The sequence below is a fragment of the Pedobacter sp. genome (assembly GCF_031119335.1).
Classification (GTDB): domain Bacteria; phylum Bacteroidota; class Bacteroidia; order Sphingobacteriales; family Sphingobacteriaceae; genus Pedobacter.
In genome coordinates this window covers 216378-236308 of the sequence record NZ_JAVHXT010000006.1, presented here as the reverse complement: position 1 = coordinate 236308, position 19931 = coordinate 216378, and the positions used below count along the sequence as shown (strand labels likewise).

Here is a 19931-nt window from a genome sequence, read left to right as displayed (position 1 = left end):
CTCACTGGGTTCAAAGTAATTTGTACATGCAATGGCGGACTTTGCGTAAGATATTTTACAGCAGATAATGATTATAAGTTGAAAAATTACAAGGTTGCTTGCACAACCACAGGGTGAGATCGATGATGCTCACTGGGTTCAAAGTAATTTGTACATGCAATGGCGCAATTTCATGTCAGACAGAACGTAATTGCTAATCATTTAATATTGAAAATAATAGAGGTTGCTTGTACAGCCATAGAGGAGATAAAAAATCTCGTTAAAGCCAATATAGGGTTATACAACATGTGGGCGCTGCTGTTTAAACCAGTATTGATTCGGCATAATTCTAGATATCTCTTCGTACCTCATCGATATGACGGGATAGGAGCAAATCGTTGAGGAAAAAACCAGCCAACACAAGCTCCGCACCACCTACACACATGGTCGGCACAAGGATGACACATGAATGGTACATGAACCACACAAGGATGGCACATGAACAACTTACGCAAAAACCGAACTTAAAACCATTTAGCGAATTTTATAACCAATAACCAATGAACTAATGACTAATGAACAATTTGACTTCAGCTAGTTATTCTTAATTTGTTTAGGTTTCCTATCTTAGCAAAACAAAGTAAATCCCGTTGAAAGCGTATTTTCTCCTTCTGTTATGTTTTGTATTAAGTGTATCCAATGTATCTGCTCAATGGAAAGACGATTATGAAAAAGGTAAGTGGTTAGATTCTTTACGCAAAGCCTACTATTTTGATAAAAGTAGCCGTCCCGCTATCGGAAAAGTATTAAAGCAAAAACTTCAGCAACAGAAAGACGGTGAACTGCAGGCTTTTGTAGAATTAATTGAGTTTACGGGTAGAATAGATCGTGACCCTGCAAGTGTTGACAGCTTTTACGAACAGATAGAAAAAAAATATAAAGCTTATCCTAATATACAGGCCATGTGCTATCAAAATATTGGCTACTATTATTTTATGGTTGCTGTTAATTATGAAAAAGCATTTGGCGCCTACCTTAAATTGGAGAAACTATTGGAAGTCTATCCAGCTAACGTAATCACCAATTATGCCAATTATTGTGCAGAAATCTCCTCTGCATTTTATAAGTTTAAAGACTATAAAAAAGCAATAGAATTAGGCAAAAGAGGAGTGGACTATGCCAGTAACCAATGGGATTTTTATAATACCATTGGCCTGAGTTTTATGGAGCAACACCAGATAGATTCGGCTATACATTACCTGCAAAAGGCAGTAGATGTAGCAGTAGAGAAAAAAATGCTCAATGTTTACCGCACCATTTCTCTAGGCAACATAGGCTATGGTTATTATAGAAAGAAGGAATACGAAAAGGCAAAACCCCTAATAATTATTGATTTAAACGAGGCTTTAAAGACGCAAGATTACGGTTTGGCATCTGGAGCAGAAATCCCTTTGGCAGATATCTACCTTACAGAGCAAAAATGGGCAGCAGCCAACGTACTTTTAGACAGTGCCCGACACCATATTGCCCTGAGCAGGCAATTAAAAAGGTTAGAGAAGTTTTTCCCAGTGCGTAGTCGTTATTATCAGCTAACGGGTAACCAAAAGCTTGCACTGGCCTATCGCGATTCTACTATTAAGGCTATTAAACAAAACGACTCGATTTTTAATAGCTTACTACTAATGCGGGTACAGCAACGTACCGACTTAGAAAAACTGGTTGAGGAAAAGGCTAAGTTAGAAAGCTATAAGAAGGTATCTCAAATACGTATGATAGCTGTAATTGTAGTTTTTGTCATATTGCTGATCGTTATTTTAGTAGTTAGATATTATCGAGGCAGAATAGAGAAAGACAGGAAGCGGATAGAAGAACTTAACAGGATCATGGCGTTGCGGCAAAAACTGAGCGCTGATATGCACGACGATATTGGCAGTACATTGAGCAGCATTTCTTTGTACACGCATTCGCTATTGATGCAGCCACAGGCAGATCCCCAGCGAAATACCCTCGAAAAGATCAAACAAAATGCCCAAAATGTTCAAGAAAGCATTGGCGATATCATTTGGAGCGTTAACCCCGATATGGATGTGATGGAGCAGGTAATTGCCCGCATGCGAGCTTTTGGTGCCGATATGACCGAGCATGCCGGGATCGTTTTTCAGTTTACGGCCGATGGCGATGTAGGTAATTTATCTTTAGGCATGGCCACGCGGAAAAATCTTTATCTGATTTATAAAGAGGTGGTTAATAATGCCGTGAAATACAGCATTGCTACAACGATCAATGTATTGATGAAAGTAGAAGTTGGAGCATTTTCTATGATAATAAGTGACGATGGTGTCGGTTTTGATGTTTCTGCTAAAAGGTCGGGAAATGGACTGTCTAATATGAACAGACGTGCAGAAGAAGTGGGCGCAGCGATTACAATTTCGAGCAAAGAGGATAAGGGCACTACCGTTACATTGAAGATACCTTTGTAGCCGCTAGCTAATATTAGCTATTGGGTGCTGACTTTAAGGATGATAGTTTTGCTGACGTTGATTGCGGTGGCCGGTTATAATATGTAAAACATAGGCGTTATGTTGAGCTTCGCAAAATTTAGGTGCAAATAGTCGAAACATTTTTGAATTAGTCTTCGACAAGCTCAGACTGACAAGGGCAATAGAATTTTTATGGTTTAGTTTATAAGACCTAAAACGGAAAAAATAAGAATGAAGAAACGCATTATCATATTTGATGACGATAGTACCAGAAGGGACAGTTTAGCGATGTTGCTAAATATGTGCCACGATATGGAATGCGTGGGGGCTTTTGAAAGTGCTGCCGAGGCGGTGGCTATGGTAAAAGCTGCACAGCCAGATTTGGTTTTAATGGATATTGATATGCCATTGGGCAACGGAATATACGGTACCCGTGTCATCAAAACAGAATTTCCGAGTTTGCCTATTATTATGCAGACCGTTTTTGACGACAATGAGCACATTTTTGAAGCGATTAAAGCAGGTGCTAATGGTTACCTCTTAAAAAAAACACCACCAGATAAACTGTTGGATCAACTGAGAGATGCTTTTGAAGGCGGTGCTCCAATGACAGGAACGGTAGCCTTAAAGTTATTGCAATTTTTTAGGGAAGAAGACATATCACCATCTTATAATCTGAGCGAAAGAGAAAAAGGTATCCTTAAATTATTGGTTGATGGTCATAGTTATAAGATGATTGCCGCAAAAAGTGATATTTCCTATTTTACGGTTTGCAACCATATTAAAAAAATCTACGAGAAACTTCATGTAAACAGCGCCACCGAAGCGGTGCGTTTGGCTATTCAGAATAGAATAGTTTCTTAAGGGTTATTAGTTGCTTGCTTTTTTAGACACCCCGCCCGTTGGGCACCTCCCGACATATCGGGAGGAATTGCGCTCTACATTCCCCTCTTTTAGAGGGGTGGTCGAAGACCGGGGTGTTTGGTTCAAAAATAATACTTGAAAATACATTTTAGTAATAGTAAGGACTCGAGTTTAAATTTACAGCAGTAAATCTTTACTGAGCTCTCATTTTCACATTAGCTTCTTTGAGACAAAGCGCCGTCAATAGCTAATATTAGCTATTGTGCGATAATCCTATTTACTCTTTTTTTGCGTAGAGAAAGTTTGCACAGTTCGCAGCTATTCCTCAAAAACGCAAATCAAAATAATGCTCAATTTTCCCATCATTGGATTAAGCTTTTTTAATACCATTACCCCTCAATGGTATGTCCATAATCACCAATATTAAACTTTAAAAGATGAAGAAATTTTACCTTTTTAATCTACTTTCATTATTTGTTTTTTTGCTGTGCAATGCAATTGTAGCAAACGCAGCAATAAAATATGTAAATGTAAATAACACCAGTCCTGGCAGTGGCACTAATTGGGCAAGCGCCTATAATGATTTAAAAACTGCTATTGACGCAGCTAACAATGGCGATGAACTTTGGGTTGCTGCAGGTACCTATCAGCCAGCTAGTGGACAAAGTTTCGCGATGAAAGAAGGTGTGAAGATTTACGGTGGTTTTGCAGGTGCAGAAAATTCTCTGAGCCAGCGTAACTGGAAAACTAATGTAACTATTTTAAAAGGCAATGGACAGAGTGTTTTTAGAAATGAAGCTAATAACCTAACCAATGCAGCAGTGTTAGATGGTTTTACCATTACTGAGGGAAGAGTACAAGCAGGAGGTGGAGGATTAGGTCAAAACGGCGGCGATGCACATGGAGGCGGAATGTATAACAGAGAAGTTTCTCCAGTGATAAGAAATTGTGTGTTTGTTGATAATTCGGTAAGAGGTGGAGGAGGTGGCGTTGGTGGCGCCGGAGGAAATAGTTTTGGAGGCGGGATGTTTAATGATAATTCTTCTCCCTTAGTTGTTAACTGTGTATTTACTAATAATCATGGGCATGGAGGAAATGGATGGTTAAATAGACCTGGTGGAGGTGGGTATGGCGGTGCAATATATAATCATAATAATTCAAGCCCAACATTTATTGGTACTGTAATTTATAAAAATGGTGCAAACGATAGAGGTGGTGTTTTTAATGACCAAGGCCACCCCAAATACATTAACGTTACTATAGTTGGTAATAGTAATGGAGGGATGAAACATAATAGCAATGATAACCTCACCATAACAAACTCTATCATATACGGAAATGAAGGCTACGATCTTTTTATAGAACCCAATAGGCAAACAACTATATCGCACAGTTTAATTTCGGGCATACCAACCGATCCAAGTAAAAATATTTTGGGAGGAACACTAGATCCATCTTTCTTCAATATTTATAATGGGGCTGGTGCAGATAATATTTGGGGAACGGCCGATGATGGCTTGAAATTGTACAACACAAGTTACGTCCTTAACAAGGGTAGTAATAGTGCTATCAGTGGTTATAGCCAAGATATAGCGAATAGTAGTCGCATAGAAGGTGGTACTGTTGATTTGGGAGCCTATGAAGGGGGCAGTTCATCTTACAGAGGGCGTATTTATGTAAATGGAAATGCAAATGGTACAGGTACTGGAGCGGATTGGGCAAACGCTTTTAGAGATTTGAAAAGTGCTATTGCTACTGCTGCAGCTACAGATGAAATATGGGTAGCTAAAGGAAATTATAGACCTGATAATGGACGAAGTTTCTACCTAAAAGAAGGTGTAAAAATTTACGGCGGTTTTGCAGGTACAGAAGCGACCCTATCGCAGCGAAATTGGACTATCAATAGAACTATTTTGGAAGGTCATAATGCTAGGGTGATAGCAAACGAAGATAGTTATTTAACAAACAATACGATATTAGATGGTTTTACAGTTACCAATGGCAGATTTACTGGTAAGCATGCAGATAATAGCCTGCCTGCAGAGGATGGAAAAGGAGCCGGTATTTACAACTATAATGTGTCTCCTTTTATCAGTAATTGTGTTTTTACCAATAATGTAGCTACTGGAGGTAATGGAAATAGCCAAAACAAGGCGGGTGATGGTACCGGAGGAGCAATTTATAATTATAACTCTACAACAAAAATTTTCAATTGTGTTTTCGAAAACAATCAAGGTTTAGCTGGTAATACTAATGGCGGTACTGCTGGTACAAGTTTTGGCGGTGCAATATTCAACCAAATTACAAATGCTGTTATTGCTGGTGCAGTGTTTTACAATAATACGGCAACAAACGGTGCGGCTATAGCAAACAATCAGGGTGCTTCAAAATTAGTTAATCTAACCATTTATAAAAATAATGGTGGAGCTGTTTATCATCATGGTACAGCAAATTTAGAGTTTGCTAATAATATAGTTATCGATAACACCAGCTATGGTATTAATGTGACCAACGGTAGCGCTCATAGTTTGAGTTATAGTTTAATACAAGGTGTTGCCGCTAATGCCGCTAATCATATTTTTGACGAAAATTCAAGTGCTTATTTTAGGAATAAACAAGATCCGGACGGTGCAGATAATATTTGGGGAACGGCAGACGACGGATTAGTTTTTAATACGAACAGTGCTATTGCAAATTTAGGAAACATTAATGTTTTACCAGCTGGATTTACCACAGATATTACCAATGGTCCCCGTACTCAAGGAAGTACTATAAATTTAGGCGCTTATCAAATAGCTGTACAGGCTAAAGGCTTAATATATGTAAAAGCAGACGCAACTGGAGATAACACTGGCGCTACTTGGCAAAATGCCATCAAAAGTTTTAAAGATGCACTTGATGCCGCTAATGCAGGAGATAAAGTTTGGGTGGCTGCGGGTACGTATCAACCAAATGGTGGTGCTTTTTACAGTATGAAAGAACAGGTAGAAATATACGGTGGCTTTAACGGAACCGAAACTCAATTAAGTCAACGCAATTGGAAAACCAACAAGACTATTTTAAAAGGTAATGGACAGAGTGTTTTTAGAAATGAGAATAATGGATTGACCAATGCAGCTATTCTAGATGGCTTTACCATAACACAAGGGCGTACGCAGGGCGGTAGTGGCGATCATGTCTGGCCCCGTGCAGTAGGAGGCGACGGCCATGGCGGTGGTATGTTTAATCGAAACGCTTCTCCTGTAATTAATAATTGCAATTTTTTAAGTAACGAGGCCGTAGGTGGAGAAGGTGGGACAAATATGAGCGGTGGTAATTCTTACGGTGGAGGTATGTTTAACGACAATTCATCTCCAATAATTTCAAACTGTTATTTTTCTGAGAACAAAGCACATGGCGGTATGCCTAGGGGTGTAGGCGTTTGGGGTACTGGGCATGGTGGCGCAATTTATAATCATAATTCATCTAATCCTAAATTGATCAACACAGTAATTAACGGTAACATTGCTGCTAGAGCTGGTGGCGTATATACAGATCAAGGCTATCCAAAATTTATAAACGTAACCATTGCAGCAAATAACAGTGGAGGTATGTTTCATAAAAGTACCACAAACTTAGAGTTAACTAACGTGATTCTTTCAGGTAACGAAGGTTATGGATTAACCATAGATGGAACTAGCCCAACAAACATTAGCAATAGTTTAATACAAGGCTTGGCAGCAGATGCTGATAAAAAGATATTGGACGGTAGCTTAGATCCAAGGTTTGTAGACGAGGTAGCTGGTGATTTTAGGGTGTATGTTGGTAGCCCTGTGCTAAATTATGGTGCAAATTCTGCAATTCCTCAAAATATTACTACCGATTTAGCAGGCAACAATCGTGTACTAGAAAATACAATAGATTTAGGGGCCTACGAAGGTGGTGTAGTACCTAAAGCATTGTATGTAGACTCTGCAGCTACAGTAAGTAGTTACGGTGTAAAGTGGAATAAAGCATTTAAAGGACTTTCGGCGGCACTAGATTTTGCACATCAATATCCGGCAGTAGAAAAAATTTATGTGGCAAAAGGAACTTATTACCCAACCAATCAATATGGAGGAGGGGCACGTGACGCAACTTTTGCTATTACTAGAGGCGGTTTAAAACTTTTTGGTGGTTATAACGCAAGTACTGGTGTAAGAAACACATCAGCAAACCCCACCGTGCTTAGTGGAGACTTGGGGACAAACAATAATTTTTTAGATAACAGCTATCATGTGTTGGTAGTTGCAGGTATACCTAATACCACGGTAGACAGCGTAACTGTAGACGGTTTTACTATCCAAAAAGGCTATGCAGATAACACAACGTTGGGCTATGCAACATTCGCTACGCAAAAGGGCCAAAAAAATATATTCAAAGGTTATGGTGCCGGAGTTTATACTACAGATGTGGGCAGTAATGTTACGATTAGCCAATGTCATATTGTAGATAATGCCGCCCACCATGGCGGAGGTATTTCTAATGAATCATCAAGTCCAACTTATATCAATAATGTGATAGCTAAAAACTATGGAAGCTATTACGGCGCTGGTATTTTTAATAACACAGCAAGTCCTCAGCTTATTAACTGTACAGTCGTTAGCAATAGCATGTCGAACACTGGCAATGGCGGAGGTATGTATAATTTGAGCAATTCGGTGCCTAAAGTAACAAATAGTATCTTTTGGGCTAATACTGCTCAATCAAACTTAGGTATTGGCGGTACCGCGGCTAGTGTTAACTATAGCCTTATACAAGGGGCTGCAGTTTACGCAGGTACTGGTAATAAAAATACTGAACCTTTATTTGTAAGCATAGCTAATTTAATAGGTTTGGATGGTATTTGGGGAACAGCAGATGACGGATATAGAATGATTGCTGGTAGCCCAACAATTAATGCCGGTGATCCAAGAACAAATGTAACCGGAAGTGTGTTGCAGGTTGGCGCAGTTGATATTTTAGGTGCAAGCCGTGTGCAGGGTGGCAATATAGATATGGGAGCTTACGAAGGGGGCATTCCTTATAAAACATTCCACGTAAATGCAGCATCTAATGCAGCTACAGAAGATGGGTTAACATGGGCAACAGCTTTTAAATCATTAGCTTCTGCACTTAACTACGCCAACAACAATGCAGATATCAACCTTATTAAAGTAGCTGCTGGTACTTACAATCCAAGTGGATCTAATACAGGTACAGGTAGAGATGCGTCTTTTGCTATTACGCGTAAAGGTTTAGACTTGTTGGGAGGCTACAACGCTACAACCGGGGCAAGAAACATTACCGCCAACCGCAGTATTTTAAATGCCAATATGAACCACCATACATTAATTTTAGCTGGTATTCCAGCAAGTAATACAAGTGGCGTAAGAGTTGATGGGTTTACAATTCAAGGTGGAGAAGCTAACATTACTGCACTACAGTCTATTATATTAAACACAGAAAATGGTGCGCAGAATATCTTTAGAGGATATGGCGGAGGGGTATACACCGTAGCAGTTAACGACAACACCGTAGTTAGCAATTGTATCATTACTGGCAACTACGCAATTTATGGCGGGGGTATATCTAATGCGAATGGAACGCCAACGTTCATAAATAATGTTGTGGTAAAAAACCTAAGTGTTAAAGCTGGCGGGGGTATATACAACAACGTGTCAAACGCCAAAATAACAAACAGTACCATAGCTGACAATGCCGCATTTGACCCGCAACAGAGTGCTTCTAGCGGTGGAGGAATTTATAATGACAGCAATTCTTTGCCGCAAATTGCAAATACAATTGTGTGGAATAATACAGCAAATGCTAATGCTGGTATTGGTGGCAGCACAGCAACGGTTAGCTATAGTATAATACAGGGGGGGCATGTCGGAACAGGAAATATTGATGTAAATCCAAAGTTTATTGATGCAGTAAACCCAGCGGGAGCAGACCAAATTTTTGGCACAGCCGATGATGGTCTGCGTTTAATGCCCAGCAGCCCAGCGGTAAATACGGGAAGTAATGTGCTGTTCACAGATTTAGATGGAAGCACATTAGACTTAGCGGGTAACCCACGGGTGTTTGAATATGCAACTAATGGTGTGATAGATATGGGAGCGTATGAAACCCAAGGGTTGTTCTCCCAAACCATCAGCTTTGCTGCATTAAATCCAAAAAATACAAATAGTGCAGATTTTGCCTTGAACGCTACAGCTAGTAGCGGGTTGCCAGTAAGCTATGCCAGTAGCAACACAGCCATCGCAGATGTTTACCAAGACAACGGTGTTTGGAAGGTGAAAATTAAAGCTGCGGGTTCGGTAGATATCACTGCAAAACAGGTTGGTAACGGTGACTACGCTGCGGCAACAGCGGTAGATCAAACCTTGGTAATTGTTGACGCTACGCTTCCGGTACAGCTAACCAGTTACACTGCCAAAACGGTAAACCAAACAGCTAGGCTAGATTGGGCTATATCATCAGAGCATGACAACAGTAAATTTGTAATTTATCGCAGTGGCGATGATAAGCAGTTTATCCAAATAGGAGAGGTAGCAAGTTTGGGTAATACCAATACCAACAGAAATTATTTCTTTGTAGATAAGCAGCCTTTAAACGGAAACAACTACTATAAACTTGTGCAGGTAGATTTGGATGGCAAACCCACTGAGCTGGGTGTTAAACCGCTAAACTTTGTGCTTTCGGCTATCAATTTCAATGTGTACCCTAACCCAACAAAAGATAGGGTAAATGTTACTTTTGAAGTTGCAAAATATAATCGTGTGTCATTATCAAGTGTAGATGGCAAAGTTTTAAAATCTATTCCACTTAACACGCAGCAAGATCAATTAACAATAGATTTGTCTGCTTACCCAGTGGGGACTTATTTTATAAGATTAACCGGTATCCAAGAAAGCATTGTTAAAAAAGTAGTGAAACAGTAACCATACTTTCCAAACAAACTAAACCCTGTGGGCAATTGCTTACAGGGTTTTTTAATTGTGTACCATAGGTAATTAAGAAACTCACAAGTTTAGTTGCTAAATAGTTACCTTCGTTTCGCAAATTCACACCAATGGCCATAGAAATAGAACATAAATACTTAGTAAGCGCAAGCGCTTGGGGTAAAATAACAGATACTGAGCCAGTACAAATTAGACAAGGATATTTACAAATAGACCCGAACAAAACCATCAGGGTGAGAACAAAGGCAAATCAAGGTTTCATTACCATTAAGGGCAAGACCAAAGGTGCTAGTAGGCTCGAATTTGAATATGAGATTCCTATTGCCGATGCCAATGAATTGCTGGATAAATTCTGTTCTAATCTAATTGAAAAGATGCGGCATTACGTTATTCACAACGGCAAAACTTGGGAAGTAGATGTATTTTCTGGTTTAAATGCGGGTTTAATTGTTGCAGAAATTGAATTAACCAGCGAAGAAGAAACCTATACTTTACCAAGTTGGGTAACGGAGAACGTTACGAATGACGTTAAGTATGCAAATTCGAATCTGGCTATTATGCCCTTTGCGAAGTGGTAGTGAAAAAGTGAATTGAAATAATTTATTTTTAGCGTAAATTGAGTTGGCTATCGCTGCTATCTGCGTTTAACTCAGAATTATCATGAAAACACTTATAATCTTTCTATCATTTTTATTTCTCAGCAACTCTAATACCATTCATCAAGACAAAATTTTAAAGATTGATAAGAAAGGTAACATTGTTGGCTTGCCTAAACAGTTTACTCCGGCTAAGTTTGATTTAGCTACAAAGAAGTTAAGGATAAAAGACAGAGAAGTTATCTTTCCAAAATGTTTAAGCTCTTATTTTGAACAACATCGAAATCCTAAAGTGAACTTATCAGCTTCTTGGTATCACGAAAAACGCATTCTGCCATATTATTTGAATTTTGAGATAAATGATAAAAATTCAAATTATGGATATACGATTTTGATTAATTTGGAAACACTGGAATTGATTTACATTAATAAATCTATTATAGAGGGTAACACGATACATAATCCAAAAATAGATTTAGGAGAACGGTGTTTAAAGGATTATAAAGTTGCAATAAAAACTGTTGATTAGTGTTAATAAATAAGACCTAATAATTGAGTTTGCTTATATAATTTGCTTTAAAGGCTTAATCTTTAATTCGACAATAGAAGTTCTTTCATGCTGAGCAAGTACGTAAATCACACTTTCAGCAATATCATCGGCCATTAACATTTCCATTGCTTCAATTTGCTTTAACTTTTCTTCCTGCGATTGTTCTTGCATATCGGTATCAACCGCACCAGGCTCAATCAAGGTTACATTAATCCCCTTTGGATTTACTTCCTTTCTAAGAGATTCTGAAAAGCCTTGCAATGCAGATTTTGTAGCCACGTAAACAGAGCTGCCATCTTCACGGGAAACGGCACTCATAGAACCAATATGAATAATATGTCCTTTTTCTTGAGGAACCATTGCAGTTAGTGCATAATGGCTACATGCCATATATCCCATTAGGTTGGTTTTAACGATATATTCCCAATCCCTGTACTCTCCTTCGGTTATACTGCCAAACCCTAATGAAGCATTATTTATCAGCACATCTAAACCGCCAAGCTCTTCATTTACGGTCATAAATACCTTTTCAAGGTCATCTTGTAAAGATACGTCGGCAGCAACACCAAGTACTTGGGTTTCCGAATCGTCATGTTTAATCTCCTCTAAAGTTTCTTGTATCACATCTTGATGACGACCAACAATAACAATGTTGGCTCCTAGCTGCGCCAATTTAATAGCCAACGCTCTACCTATGCCGGTTGTGCCGCCTGTAATCAATATTCTCTTTCCTGCTATTCTTTTAGTGTCAGATATTTTTTCCATGATGATTGATTATATGTCTATTAAAAACCACTGCTGTAGATAGAAGTTTGTAAGCCAAATACCCCTTTTTAAAGGGTAAATACCCAATTGATCGGGGTGTTTTACCAATAATAGTACCGTAGCAAAGCTGATGGCTAATCTTCTAAATTCTCACTAATGAGAGGCATATATTTTGTGCATTTAATTGTTATTCACTTAGAATTAGATAACGATGGAAAATAAAGCACCACAACACGAGAATGATCCAAAGGATCAAAAAAAGGTTATTGATGGCCCAGGAAATATGAATGATAGGCCGCAGACACATGATGGAATTTCGGACCAAGGCACTACAGCCGAAGAAGTAAGCGGCGAAGAACAGCAGCGTACCAATGCCGATGAAAGGGAAATTCCCCAGTTAAACCCAGGCAGAAATGATGTAGAAAACCAAGAACCTACAGATTTTGATATCGATGAAAGTACTGACTAAAGGCTTGGTTTTTAGAGTAAACGTATATCTACGCCCAAAAGCGTCCCGAAATACTGTTTTTTCTAATAACAAAAACTTTTAGTTCATCAATTTACTTAAACCTATCCGATGGGATGTCCCTGTCGCCAAACCTTTTAATTGAATATCATGAATTATCAAGAAAACGAGCAACAAGGTACTGAACAAGGTTCGAACCTAGAAAACCAAAGCATTGGCGGTCAAGAACAAGCCAGTGATGGCGAAAATATTTTAAGAGATGAAGAAGATCAACTAGACCAAGAAGAAGAAACAGCCGCCGACGACTATGAACGCGATGAAACTGCAGATAGCGACTATGACAAAGACGGTAGTGGAAGTGATCTTGAAGAGGATTTAGAACTAGATCAAAATACCGAAGATGAAAGGCGTGATGGTATCGTCTAATCTTTAATGGGTGCTTGAAAACGCTAGTCAATTGTTTCGCCAAAGCTTCTGTATGAAGGATGTTCAAAAGATCTTATATCGAGAAAGAACTTTTGAACATCCTTTTTTAGTTTTTGATTTTACAATACCGCTAATTGATTTTTTTATTCATTTCTGCCGATACCTTAGAGACAAAAATCAGACTAGTTAATGGAATTAAGAAAAGATGCCTCAGACTGAAGAAATTTTAATGAAAGTAGCGGCTTTTGCTACCAATGCGCATGCTGGACAACAGCGGAAGTACGTTAATGAGCCTTATATCGAACATCCCGTTAGGGTAATGTATATGTGTATGGCACAGCAGCAGTCGTTGCACGTGCTATGCGCAGCTTTACTACACGATGTTTTAGAAGATACTTCGATACATGAAGATGAATTGTTAGCTTTTTTAGGCGAGCTTTTTTTACCACAGGAAGCCAAGGATATATTAAGTACGGTAGTTGAACTTACAGACGTTTATATCAAGAAAGCTTATCCACATTGGAATAGGAAGATTAGAAAGGAAGCTGAATTGGAAAGGTTGAAAAGGATTTCATCTGGCGCTCAAACCATTAAATACGCTGATATATTGGACAATTCCGAAGCTATCGCTACGCAGGATCCAGGTTTTGCCGCGGTATTGTTAAAAGAGTACCAACATCAAGTTAAGGTTTTAAATGGCGGGGACTCTACTTTAAGGCAAATGGCAACAGAAAAGTTGGAGGCGGCGTTAAAAACGATGTCTAACAAAGCAAATTAAAAAGAATTTTTAAGGTAGGTTATAATCAACTAACCGAAGGCCTATTGATCAGCCTTCGGTTAGTTGATTATAATTAATGAGCCGTAGCCTCGTCTCTACTAATTTTTAAAGGCATACCATCTTTATCTCCTTTAATAATGCGCATAATCTTATAATTATGTTGGGCCTCCATTAAGTGATGTTCTAAAGTAGGCAGTTTTTTCCTTGCGAAATTTGCTAGCGCAGGTTGTGCCTCGTTTGTACTTGCTGCCCTAAAAAGGCTAACAGCATTTTCATGCTCTTTAACCATTAGCTGTGCGTAGAAATGATTTCTTTCGTCATTTTTCAACGAATCTAAGCGAGAAAGTATTGCTTTTTTATCATCAGGCAATCTTTGCGGTATACTGATTTTATTTTGTTTAGCGATGGCTTTGAGCTCTCTTTGCGCCATTAGATGATCTCTCACCATAATGGTAGCAAGGTTTTGGATGTCCCTATTTTCGGTTCGCTTAATCATGATTGCACTGCTTTCTATTTCCATCATTGTACCAATAGCTGCTTTAGTGGCAAAATCATTTGTACTTCCTTTTTCCAACGCTGGGTCTATTTTGTCTTTCCTAATTTGGTTAAGGTTGTTCTGGCTAGATGGATTGGGATTTTGTTTACAAGAAATTAGTGCAAAACCCACTGAAAATGCTAGTAATAATATCTTTTTCATGTCTTTTCTTTTTTGGTTACTTATAAATCAACAGAGATATGACTATTTGGTTTTAATTCCGCAGGTATTTAGGGGTGGCGCATGTTTAACTTGCGATAAATACTTGTCAGTATGAGCAAGAAGTACCCATTTCTTTCTTCCGAAGAACTTTTCTAAGTAAGATTGCTTACTTAATTAACAACTCAATAATTAAGACATGGAAAAGGAATTGGAAAACCAAAGTATTCCGCCACAAAAAATTGGTGAACAAATGGATGTGGTTGAAAAGCGCTCGTTCGACAATGAACTCGAGGCGATAGATTTCTTTGAATTGGTAAAGCATCGATTGCTTAACGTTAATCGTTGGTCCGCTTTGGCGGGCAGCGCTTTGTCTAACTTTCAGCTCACTAATAGTTACGGTAATGTGGTAGATCGTTTGGTGCAGGAAGGAGATTATTTAAGGATTGATATCCCTGGCCCAGGCTCTAGTGCTGGAGATGGATATGATTGGGTTACCGTAGAAAAAATTGAAGAAAACAGTGAAGCAGGTATGGAAGCACTCAATTTAAGGGTAAGGCCTTCTGCAAACCCTCTTTCTAATAACAGGGATACTGCCCATTTTCTCACAGAGCAAGCCACTTCTACATTTCAGGTAAAACGTATAGGGAAAAATATCTATGCATCAGAACATGGACGCAACGAATTGGCCAATACTTATAATTTAAATACTGCAGATAATATTAGAAATATGCTGATAGGCTGGGCTGCCATGTTGGGGTTTTCTTATCCGCAATGGAAAGCGCTAGTGAGGGGGTTGCTCGCAGATCCAGTATAGTTTGGCATCATGTGAGTAGTTTTAAGTAGCTCGGTTAAGGTTACACTTTGCAAGGTGCGTAGTTGTGCGTAGTCAAAGTTTTTTATAGGTTTTAGGATATGTTTTTCTTTGCATCGTCAAGAAAATCACTTATAAAAGACAATGAAAAACCCTATCTGCCAAAAAAATGAAGCTATCAACTTCATACGCTTTATCTACATTGTTATCTCGCTGGTAAGCTGGATTATAATCTGTAATTGCCTCTAGGTTAATTGCCCCTGCTTATAAAATAGAATTGAAATCTCTCTTCAAGGATGGGACTAAGCTTTAATCCCAAATCTGGTTCATCTCTGTAAGAATGATAGGCTTACAATCAGTTACCACAATAGTGTGCTCGTGTTGCGCCATATAACCACCTCTGTTGCCCACCATCGTCCAGCCATCGGCTAAGGTTTCTGCAATAGTAGAATCTGTAGAAATGAAAGTCTCAATGGCAACTACCGAATTTTTCTTGAAACGGGTTAAATTAAATCTATCTCTATAGCAAGCAACCTCGTGCGGTTCTTCATGTAGACTACGGCCAACACCATGTCCGGTAAGGTTTTTAATTACTTTGTAGCCACGTTTTTTAGCTTCGGTTTCAATCAGATGACCAATATCTGAAATACGTACACCACCTTTAATATTGGCAATGGCTTTTTGTAAAATTTCTTTCGAAGCATTAACCAATTTCTGATGGTTGTTAATGTCGTTTCCTAAAATGAAAGAACAACCGTTGTCTGACCAAAAGCCATCTAACTCTGCCGATACATCAATATTGATTAAATCACCTTCCTTCAAAATCCTTTGTGCGTGGGGTATGCCGTGGCAAAACTCATTATCAACGCTAATACAAGTGTAGCCAGGGAATTTGTAGGTCAAAAAAGGGGCAGATTTAGCACCAAATTCTTCCAACATTTTTCCGCCAAAATCATCAAGTTCTTTAGTGCTCATACCAGGCTTAGCATATTCTTTCATCGCTTTTAGCGTAAGCGCAACAGCTTCGCTGGCTTTTTGCATCCCTTGTAATTCGGTTTCGTTGGTAATAGACATATCGATTTCTTTAACGGCGCAAAGATACGAAATTAAGCTTTATGGATGTAATTTGGCATAAAGCCACTCGCCAAAAGCATAGCCGTTTTGGTAAATTCCAATAGCGATAATAAGCAAAATGATAGGCAGTAAAATTTTAAACCATTTAGATTTTAGTAATTCTTCTTTCTTCATGATGTAGTTTATTTAGGTTTTGTTTAGAACGATGAGAAGGTGTAATTGTTACAGTAAACACATCAAATTACACTTGATTTTAACGTATAAATAACAAAAGCCTGTTATAAAATTCGCTCGTTTATCTTATCTTTAGGCGATTTTATCAAACCAGTCCTTTTTTTGGACATCTCATTTTAAACATCATAAAATAAAAAACATGTCAAACTCATCAAAAATTATCTATACCAAAACAGACGAGGCTCCATTGTTAGCTACATATTCATTTTTGCCTATTGTACAAGCTTTTACGGCGTCGGCAGGAATTGAGGTGGAAACTAGGGATATCTCTTTAGCAGGAAGAATTTTAGCAAACTTTCCTGAGTTTTTGAAAGATGATCAAAAAATTGGAGATGCCTTGACAGAACTTGGAACTTTGGCTAATACACCAGAAGCTAATATTATTAAGTTACCTAATATTTCTGCTTCTATTCCTCAGCTGAAAGAAGCTATCGCCGAGTTACAATCTCAAGGTTTTGCATTGCCAAATTTCCCAGAAGATGCAAAAACAGACGAAGAAAAAGCAATTAAAGCAAAATATTCAAAAGTTTTGGGTTCGGCTGTAAACCCGGTTTTACGTGAAGGTAACTCAGATCGTAGAGCACCAAAGGCAGTTAAAAACTATGCGAAAGCTAACCCGCACTCAATGGGTGCTTGGTCTTCAGATTCTAAAACTAAAGTAGCCCACATGAACGATGGCGACTTTTATGGTTCTGAAAAATCTACAACGGTTGAAAACGATACCCAATTTAAAATTGAATTTGTAGATGCAAGTGGTGCAGTTACCGAATTGAAGGGTTTGGCTAACTTAAAAGCTGGAGAAGTAATTGATAGCTCTGTAATGAGCTTGGCTAAATTAAAATCTTTTGTGGTTGATGCCATTGAAGAAGCAAAAGCTACTGGCGTATTACTTTCTGCGCACTTAAAAGCAACAATGATGAAGGTTTCTGATCCTATCATTTTTGGTGCAATTGTAGAAGTTTATTTTGCAGAAGTTTTCACCAAATATGCTGAGCTTTTCAAATCTTTAGGAGTTGATACTCGTAACGGTTTGGGCGATGTTTACGCAAAGATTGCCGGACATGCGCAAGAGGCAGAAGTTAAAGCGGCAATTGATGCAACTATTGCCAATGGTCCGGCTTTAGCCATGGTTAATTCTGATAAAGGGATTACCAACTTACACGTTCCTTCAGACGTAATTGTAGATGCTTCGATGCCTGCAATGATCCGTACTTCGGGTCAAATGTGGGATAAAGACGGCAAGCAACAAGATACTTTAGCTATCATTCCAGACAGAAACTACGCTGGTATTTATACTGCAACTATTGATGATTGCAGAAAACATGGTGCTTTCGATCCAAAAACAATGGGGTCGGTACCTAACGTTGGTTTAATGGCGCAAAAAGCCGAAGAGTATGGATCTCACGATAAAACTTTCCAAGCTGCGGCTAACGGTACTATCCGTGTAAGCGACGCTGCTGGTAACTTGTTTTTTGAGCAAGCTGTAGCAACTGGAGATATCTTCCGTATGTGCCAAACTAAAGATGCGCCTATCCAAGACTGGGTTAAACTAGCAGTGAACAGAGCTCGTTTATCTAGCACTCCTGCGGTTTTCTGGTTAGACGAAAACAGAGCGCACGATAGAGAAATCATCAAAAAAGTTAATAAATATTTAGGAGATTTTGATACCAATGGATTAGATCTTCGTATCCTTTCTCCAATTGAAGCTACTAAATTTACGTTAGAGCGTATCCGTAAAGGTGAAGATACTATCTCTGTAACTGGTAACGTATTACGTGATTACCTAACAGATTTATTTCCAATTTTAGAATTGGGTACTTCAGCAAAAATGTTATCTATTGTGCCTTTAATGAACGGTGGCGGTTTATTTGAAACTGGTGCTGGTGGTTCTGCTCCTAAACACGTAGAGCAGTTTGTTAAAGAAGGTTATTTACGTTGGGATTCGTTAGGTGAGTTCTTGGCATTACAGGCTTCGTTAGAGCATTTAGCACAAACTCAAGATAACTCAAAAGCACAAGTGTTGGCAGATGCTTTAGATGAAGCTAACGCGAAATTCTTAGCTACTGATAAATCTCCGGGTAGAAAATTAGGAACTATTGATAACCGTGGTTCTCACTTTTATTTAGCATTCTACTGGGCAGAGGCTTTAGCAGCACAAACAAAAGATGCAGAGTTAAAGGCTAAATTTGCTCCATTAGCACAAGCATTAGCAGAAAACGAAGCTAAAATTACTGGTGAGTTAATTGAGGCTCAAGGTAAAGCGCAAGAAGTTGGAGGTTACTATCATCCAAATGACGAGCTAGCTGGAAAAGCAATGCGTCCAAGTGTTACATTGAATAATGCTTTGGCAGGTTTGTAGAAAGTTTCAGCCTATTTAGATATTAGTTATTTAGAAAATCCCCAGTCGCTAAGATTGGGGATTTTTTGTTTTGCTTCCATTTCCGTCATTTCGACGACCGAAGGAGGAGAAATCTAGCACCTTGTTAAGCATGTAGCTAGACTTCTCACTACGTTCGAAATGACGGAAATGGGATAGCTACTATAAGTTCTTCGCTGTGGTAGTTCACGTATGCCGTCATCTCGAACGAGGCACGAGGAGAGATCTAGCACCTTGTTAAGCATATAGTTAGATTTTTTCACTTCGCTGTGCTTCGTACCGAAGCGAAATAGGTGCGTATCTGCTCCAGTACTACCATTCTTTTATCTCCTCCAACAAGTCATTCCAAGATGAATTAAAGGAATTAATCAGATTGTCTTTCTTTTCCCGTCGCCATTTTTTGATTTCCTTTTCTCTGTTAATTGCTTCTGTTATGTCATGAAATGTTTCATAATAAACACAAATTATTGCGTTGTACTTGGCTGTGAAAGACTTTGGGTATTTCTTATCTCTGTGTTCTATTAAACGGGATAACAAATCGGAGGTTACACCTACATAAAGAACAGAACGATTGACATTAGTGAGTATGTATACGGCGCCGCCTCTTTGCATGGTTTTAATTAGTCAATAATATCAGATAATTTGATATGCTTCTTTACTAGTTGTTAGAAATTGGTTATTTTTAATTCAGCTATTAAATTTTTAGGAAGCTAGATTTAGCTTCGCTTTCTTTCAGTTCTCACTGTGTTCGAAATGACGAAAATGGCAAAGCCTCTTGTAAGTTCTTCGTCATGCTAATTCACGTATGCCGTCATCGAACGAGGCAGGAGGAGAGATCTAGCACTTTGTTAAGCATGTGGTTAGATTTC

General features: G+C 38.7%; 15 protein-coding genes. 10 read left to right on the top strand and 5 right to left on the bottom strand.

From position 1 onward, the window contains the following. The first annotated feature begins 629 nt into the window (after positions 1-629). From REI64_RS09115 to REI64_RS09095, 5 genes are all read left to right on the top strand, one after another. A complete protein-coding gene (locus REI64_RS09115; protein ID WP_308849804.1) occupies positions 630-2459 on the top strand; it encodes an ATP-binding protein in 1830 nt (609 codons plus the stop codon). 231 nt (positions 2460-2690) lie between these two features. After that, positions 2691-3323 (top strand): response regulator transcription factor, encoded by a 633-nt coding sequence (locus REI64_RS09110; RefSeq protein ID WP_308849803.1) that lies wholly within the window; start codon positions 2691-2693, stop codon positions 3321-3323. 437 nt (positions 3324-3760) lie between these two features. After that, entirely contained in the window at positions 3761-10267 is a 6507-nt protein-coding gene (locus tag REI64_RS09105; protein WP_308849802.1) for a choice-of-anchor Q domain-containing protein, read from the top strand. A 131-nt stretch (positions 10268-10398) separates the two neighbouring features. After that, entirely contained in the window at positions 10399-10866 is a 468-nt protein-coding gene (locus REI64_RS09100; RefSeq protein ID WP_308849801.1) for a CYTH domain-containing protein, read from the top strand. Between the two features lie 82 nt (positions 10867-10948). Beyond that, positions 10949-11413 carry a hypothetical protein gene (locus REI64_RS09095; RefSeq protein ID WP_308849800.1) on the top strand — a complete coding sequence of 155 codons (465 nt, stop codon included), beginning with the start codon at positions 10949-10951 and terminating at the stop codon, positions 11411-11413. A gap of 33 nt (positions 11414-11446) precedes the next feature. Here the strand turns inward: REI64_RS09095 and REI64_RS09090 are convergent, their stop codons facing one another. Next, positions 11447-12199, bottom strand: coding sequence for an SDR family oxidoreductase (locus tag REI64_RS09090; protein WP_308849799.1), 753 nt, complete (start codon positions 12197-12199; stop codon positions 11447-11449). Between the two features lie 211 nt (positions 12200-12410). On the opposite strand from REI64_RS09090, the gene REI64_RS09085 reads away from it, so the two are divergent. The 3 genes from REI64_RS09085 (at position 12411) to REI64_RS09075 (ending at position 13869) form a co-directional block, all read left to right on the top strand. Then, complete coding sequence (locus REI64_RS09085; protein WP_308849798.1) at positions 12411-12668, top strand: hypothetical protein; 258 nt, start codon at positions 12411-12413, stop codon at positions 12666-12668. 147 nt (positions 12669-12815) lie between these two features. Further along, complete coding sequence (locus REI64_RS09080; RefSeq protein WP_308849797.1) at positions 12816-13091, top strand: hypothetical protein; 276 nt, start codon at positions 12816-12818, stop codon at positions 13089-13091. Positions 13092-13296: 205 nt separating this feature from the next. Further along, positions 13297-13869: an HD domain-containing protein gene (locus REI64_RS09075; RefSeq protein WP_308849796.1), complete on the top strand. Its 573-nt coding sequence runs from the start codon at positions 13297-13299 to the stop codon at positions 13867-13869. A gap of 73 nt (positions 13870-13942) precedes the next feature. On the opposite strand, the gene REI64_RS09070 is transcribed toward REI64_RS09075, so the two are convergent. Next, a complete protein-coding gene (locus tag REI64_RS09070; protein ID WP_308849795.1) occupies positions 13943-14566 on the bottom strand; it encodes a DUF4142 domain-containing protein in 624 nt (207 codons plus the stop codon). A 196-nt stretch (positions 14567-14762) separates the two neighbouring features. Between REI64_RS09070 and REI64_RS09065 the strand changes: the two genes are divergently transcribed. Beyond that, complete coding sequence (locus tag REI64_RS09065) at positions 14763-15380, top strand: hypothetical protein (protein ID WP_308849794.1); 618 nt, start codon at positions 14763-14765, stop codon at positions 15378-15380. Between the two features lie 306 nt (positions 15381-15686). On the opposite strand, the gene map is transcribed toward REI64_RS09065, so the two are convergent. Beyond that, positions 15687-16451 (bottom strand): type I methionyl aminopeptidase, encoded by a 765-nt coding sequence (gene map / locus REI64_RS09060; RefSeq protein ID WP_308849793.1) that lies wholly within the window; start codon positions 16449-16451, stop codon positions 15687-15689. Between the two features lie 39 nt (positions 16452-16490). Next, the gene (locus REI64_RS09055) at positions 16491-16625 is read right to left on the bottom strand and encodes a hypothetical protein (RefSeq protein WP_308849792.1); all 135 of its coding nucleotides are present in this window, start codon (positions 16623-16625) and stop codon (positions 16491-16493) included. Positions 16626-16824: 199 nt separating this feature from the next. On the opposite strand from REI64_RS09055, the gene REI64_RS09050 reads away from it, so the two are divergent. Continuing rightward, positions 16825-19044 carry an NADP-dependent isocitrate dehydrogenase gene (locus REI64_RS09050; RefSeq protein WP_308849791.1) on the top strand — a complete coding sequence of 740 codons (2220 nt, stop codon included), beginning with the start codon at positions 16825-16827 and terminating at the stop codon, positions 19042-19044. Positions 19045-19374: 330 nt separating this feature from the next. Here REI64_RS09050 and REI64_RS09045 read toward each other — a convergent pair whose 3' ends face one another. Next, a complete protein-coding gene (locus REI64_RS09045) occupies positions 19375-19674 on the bottom strand; it encodes a GIY-YIG nuclease family protein (RefSeq protein WP_308849790.1) in 300 nt (99 codons plus the stop codon). Positions 19675-19931 lie beyond the last annotated feature (257 nt).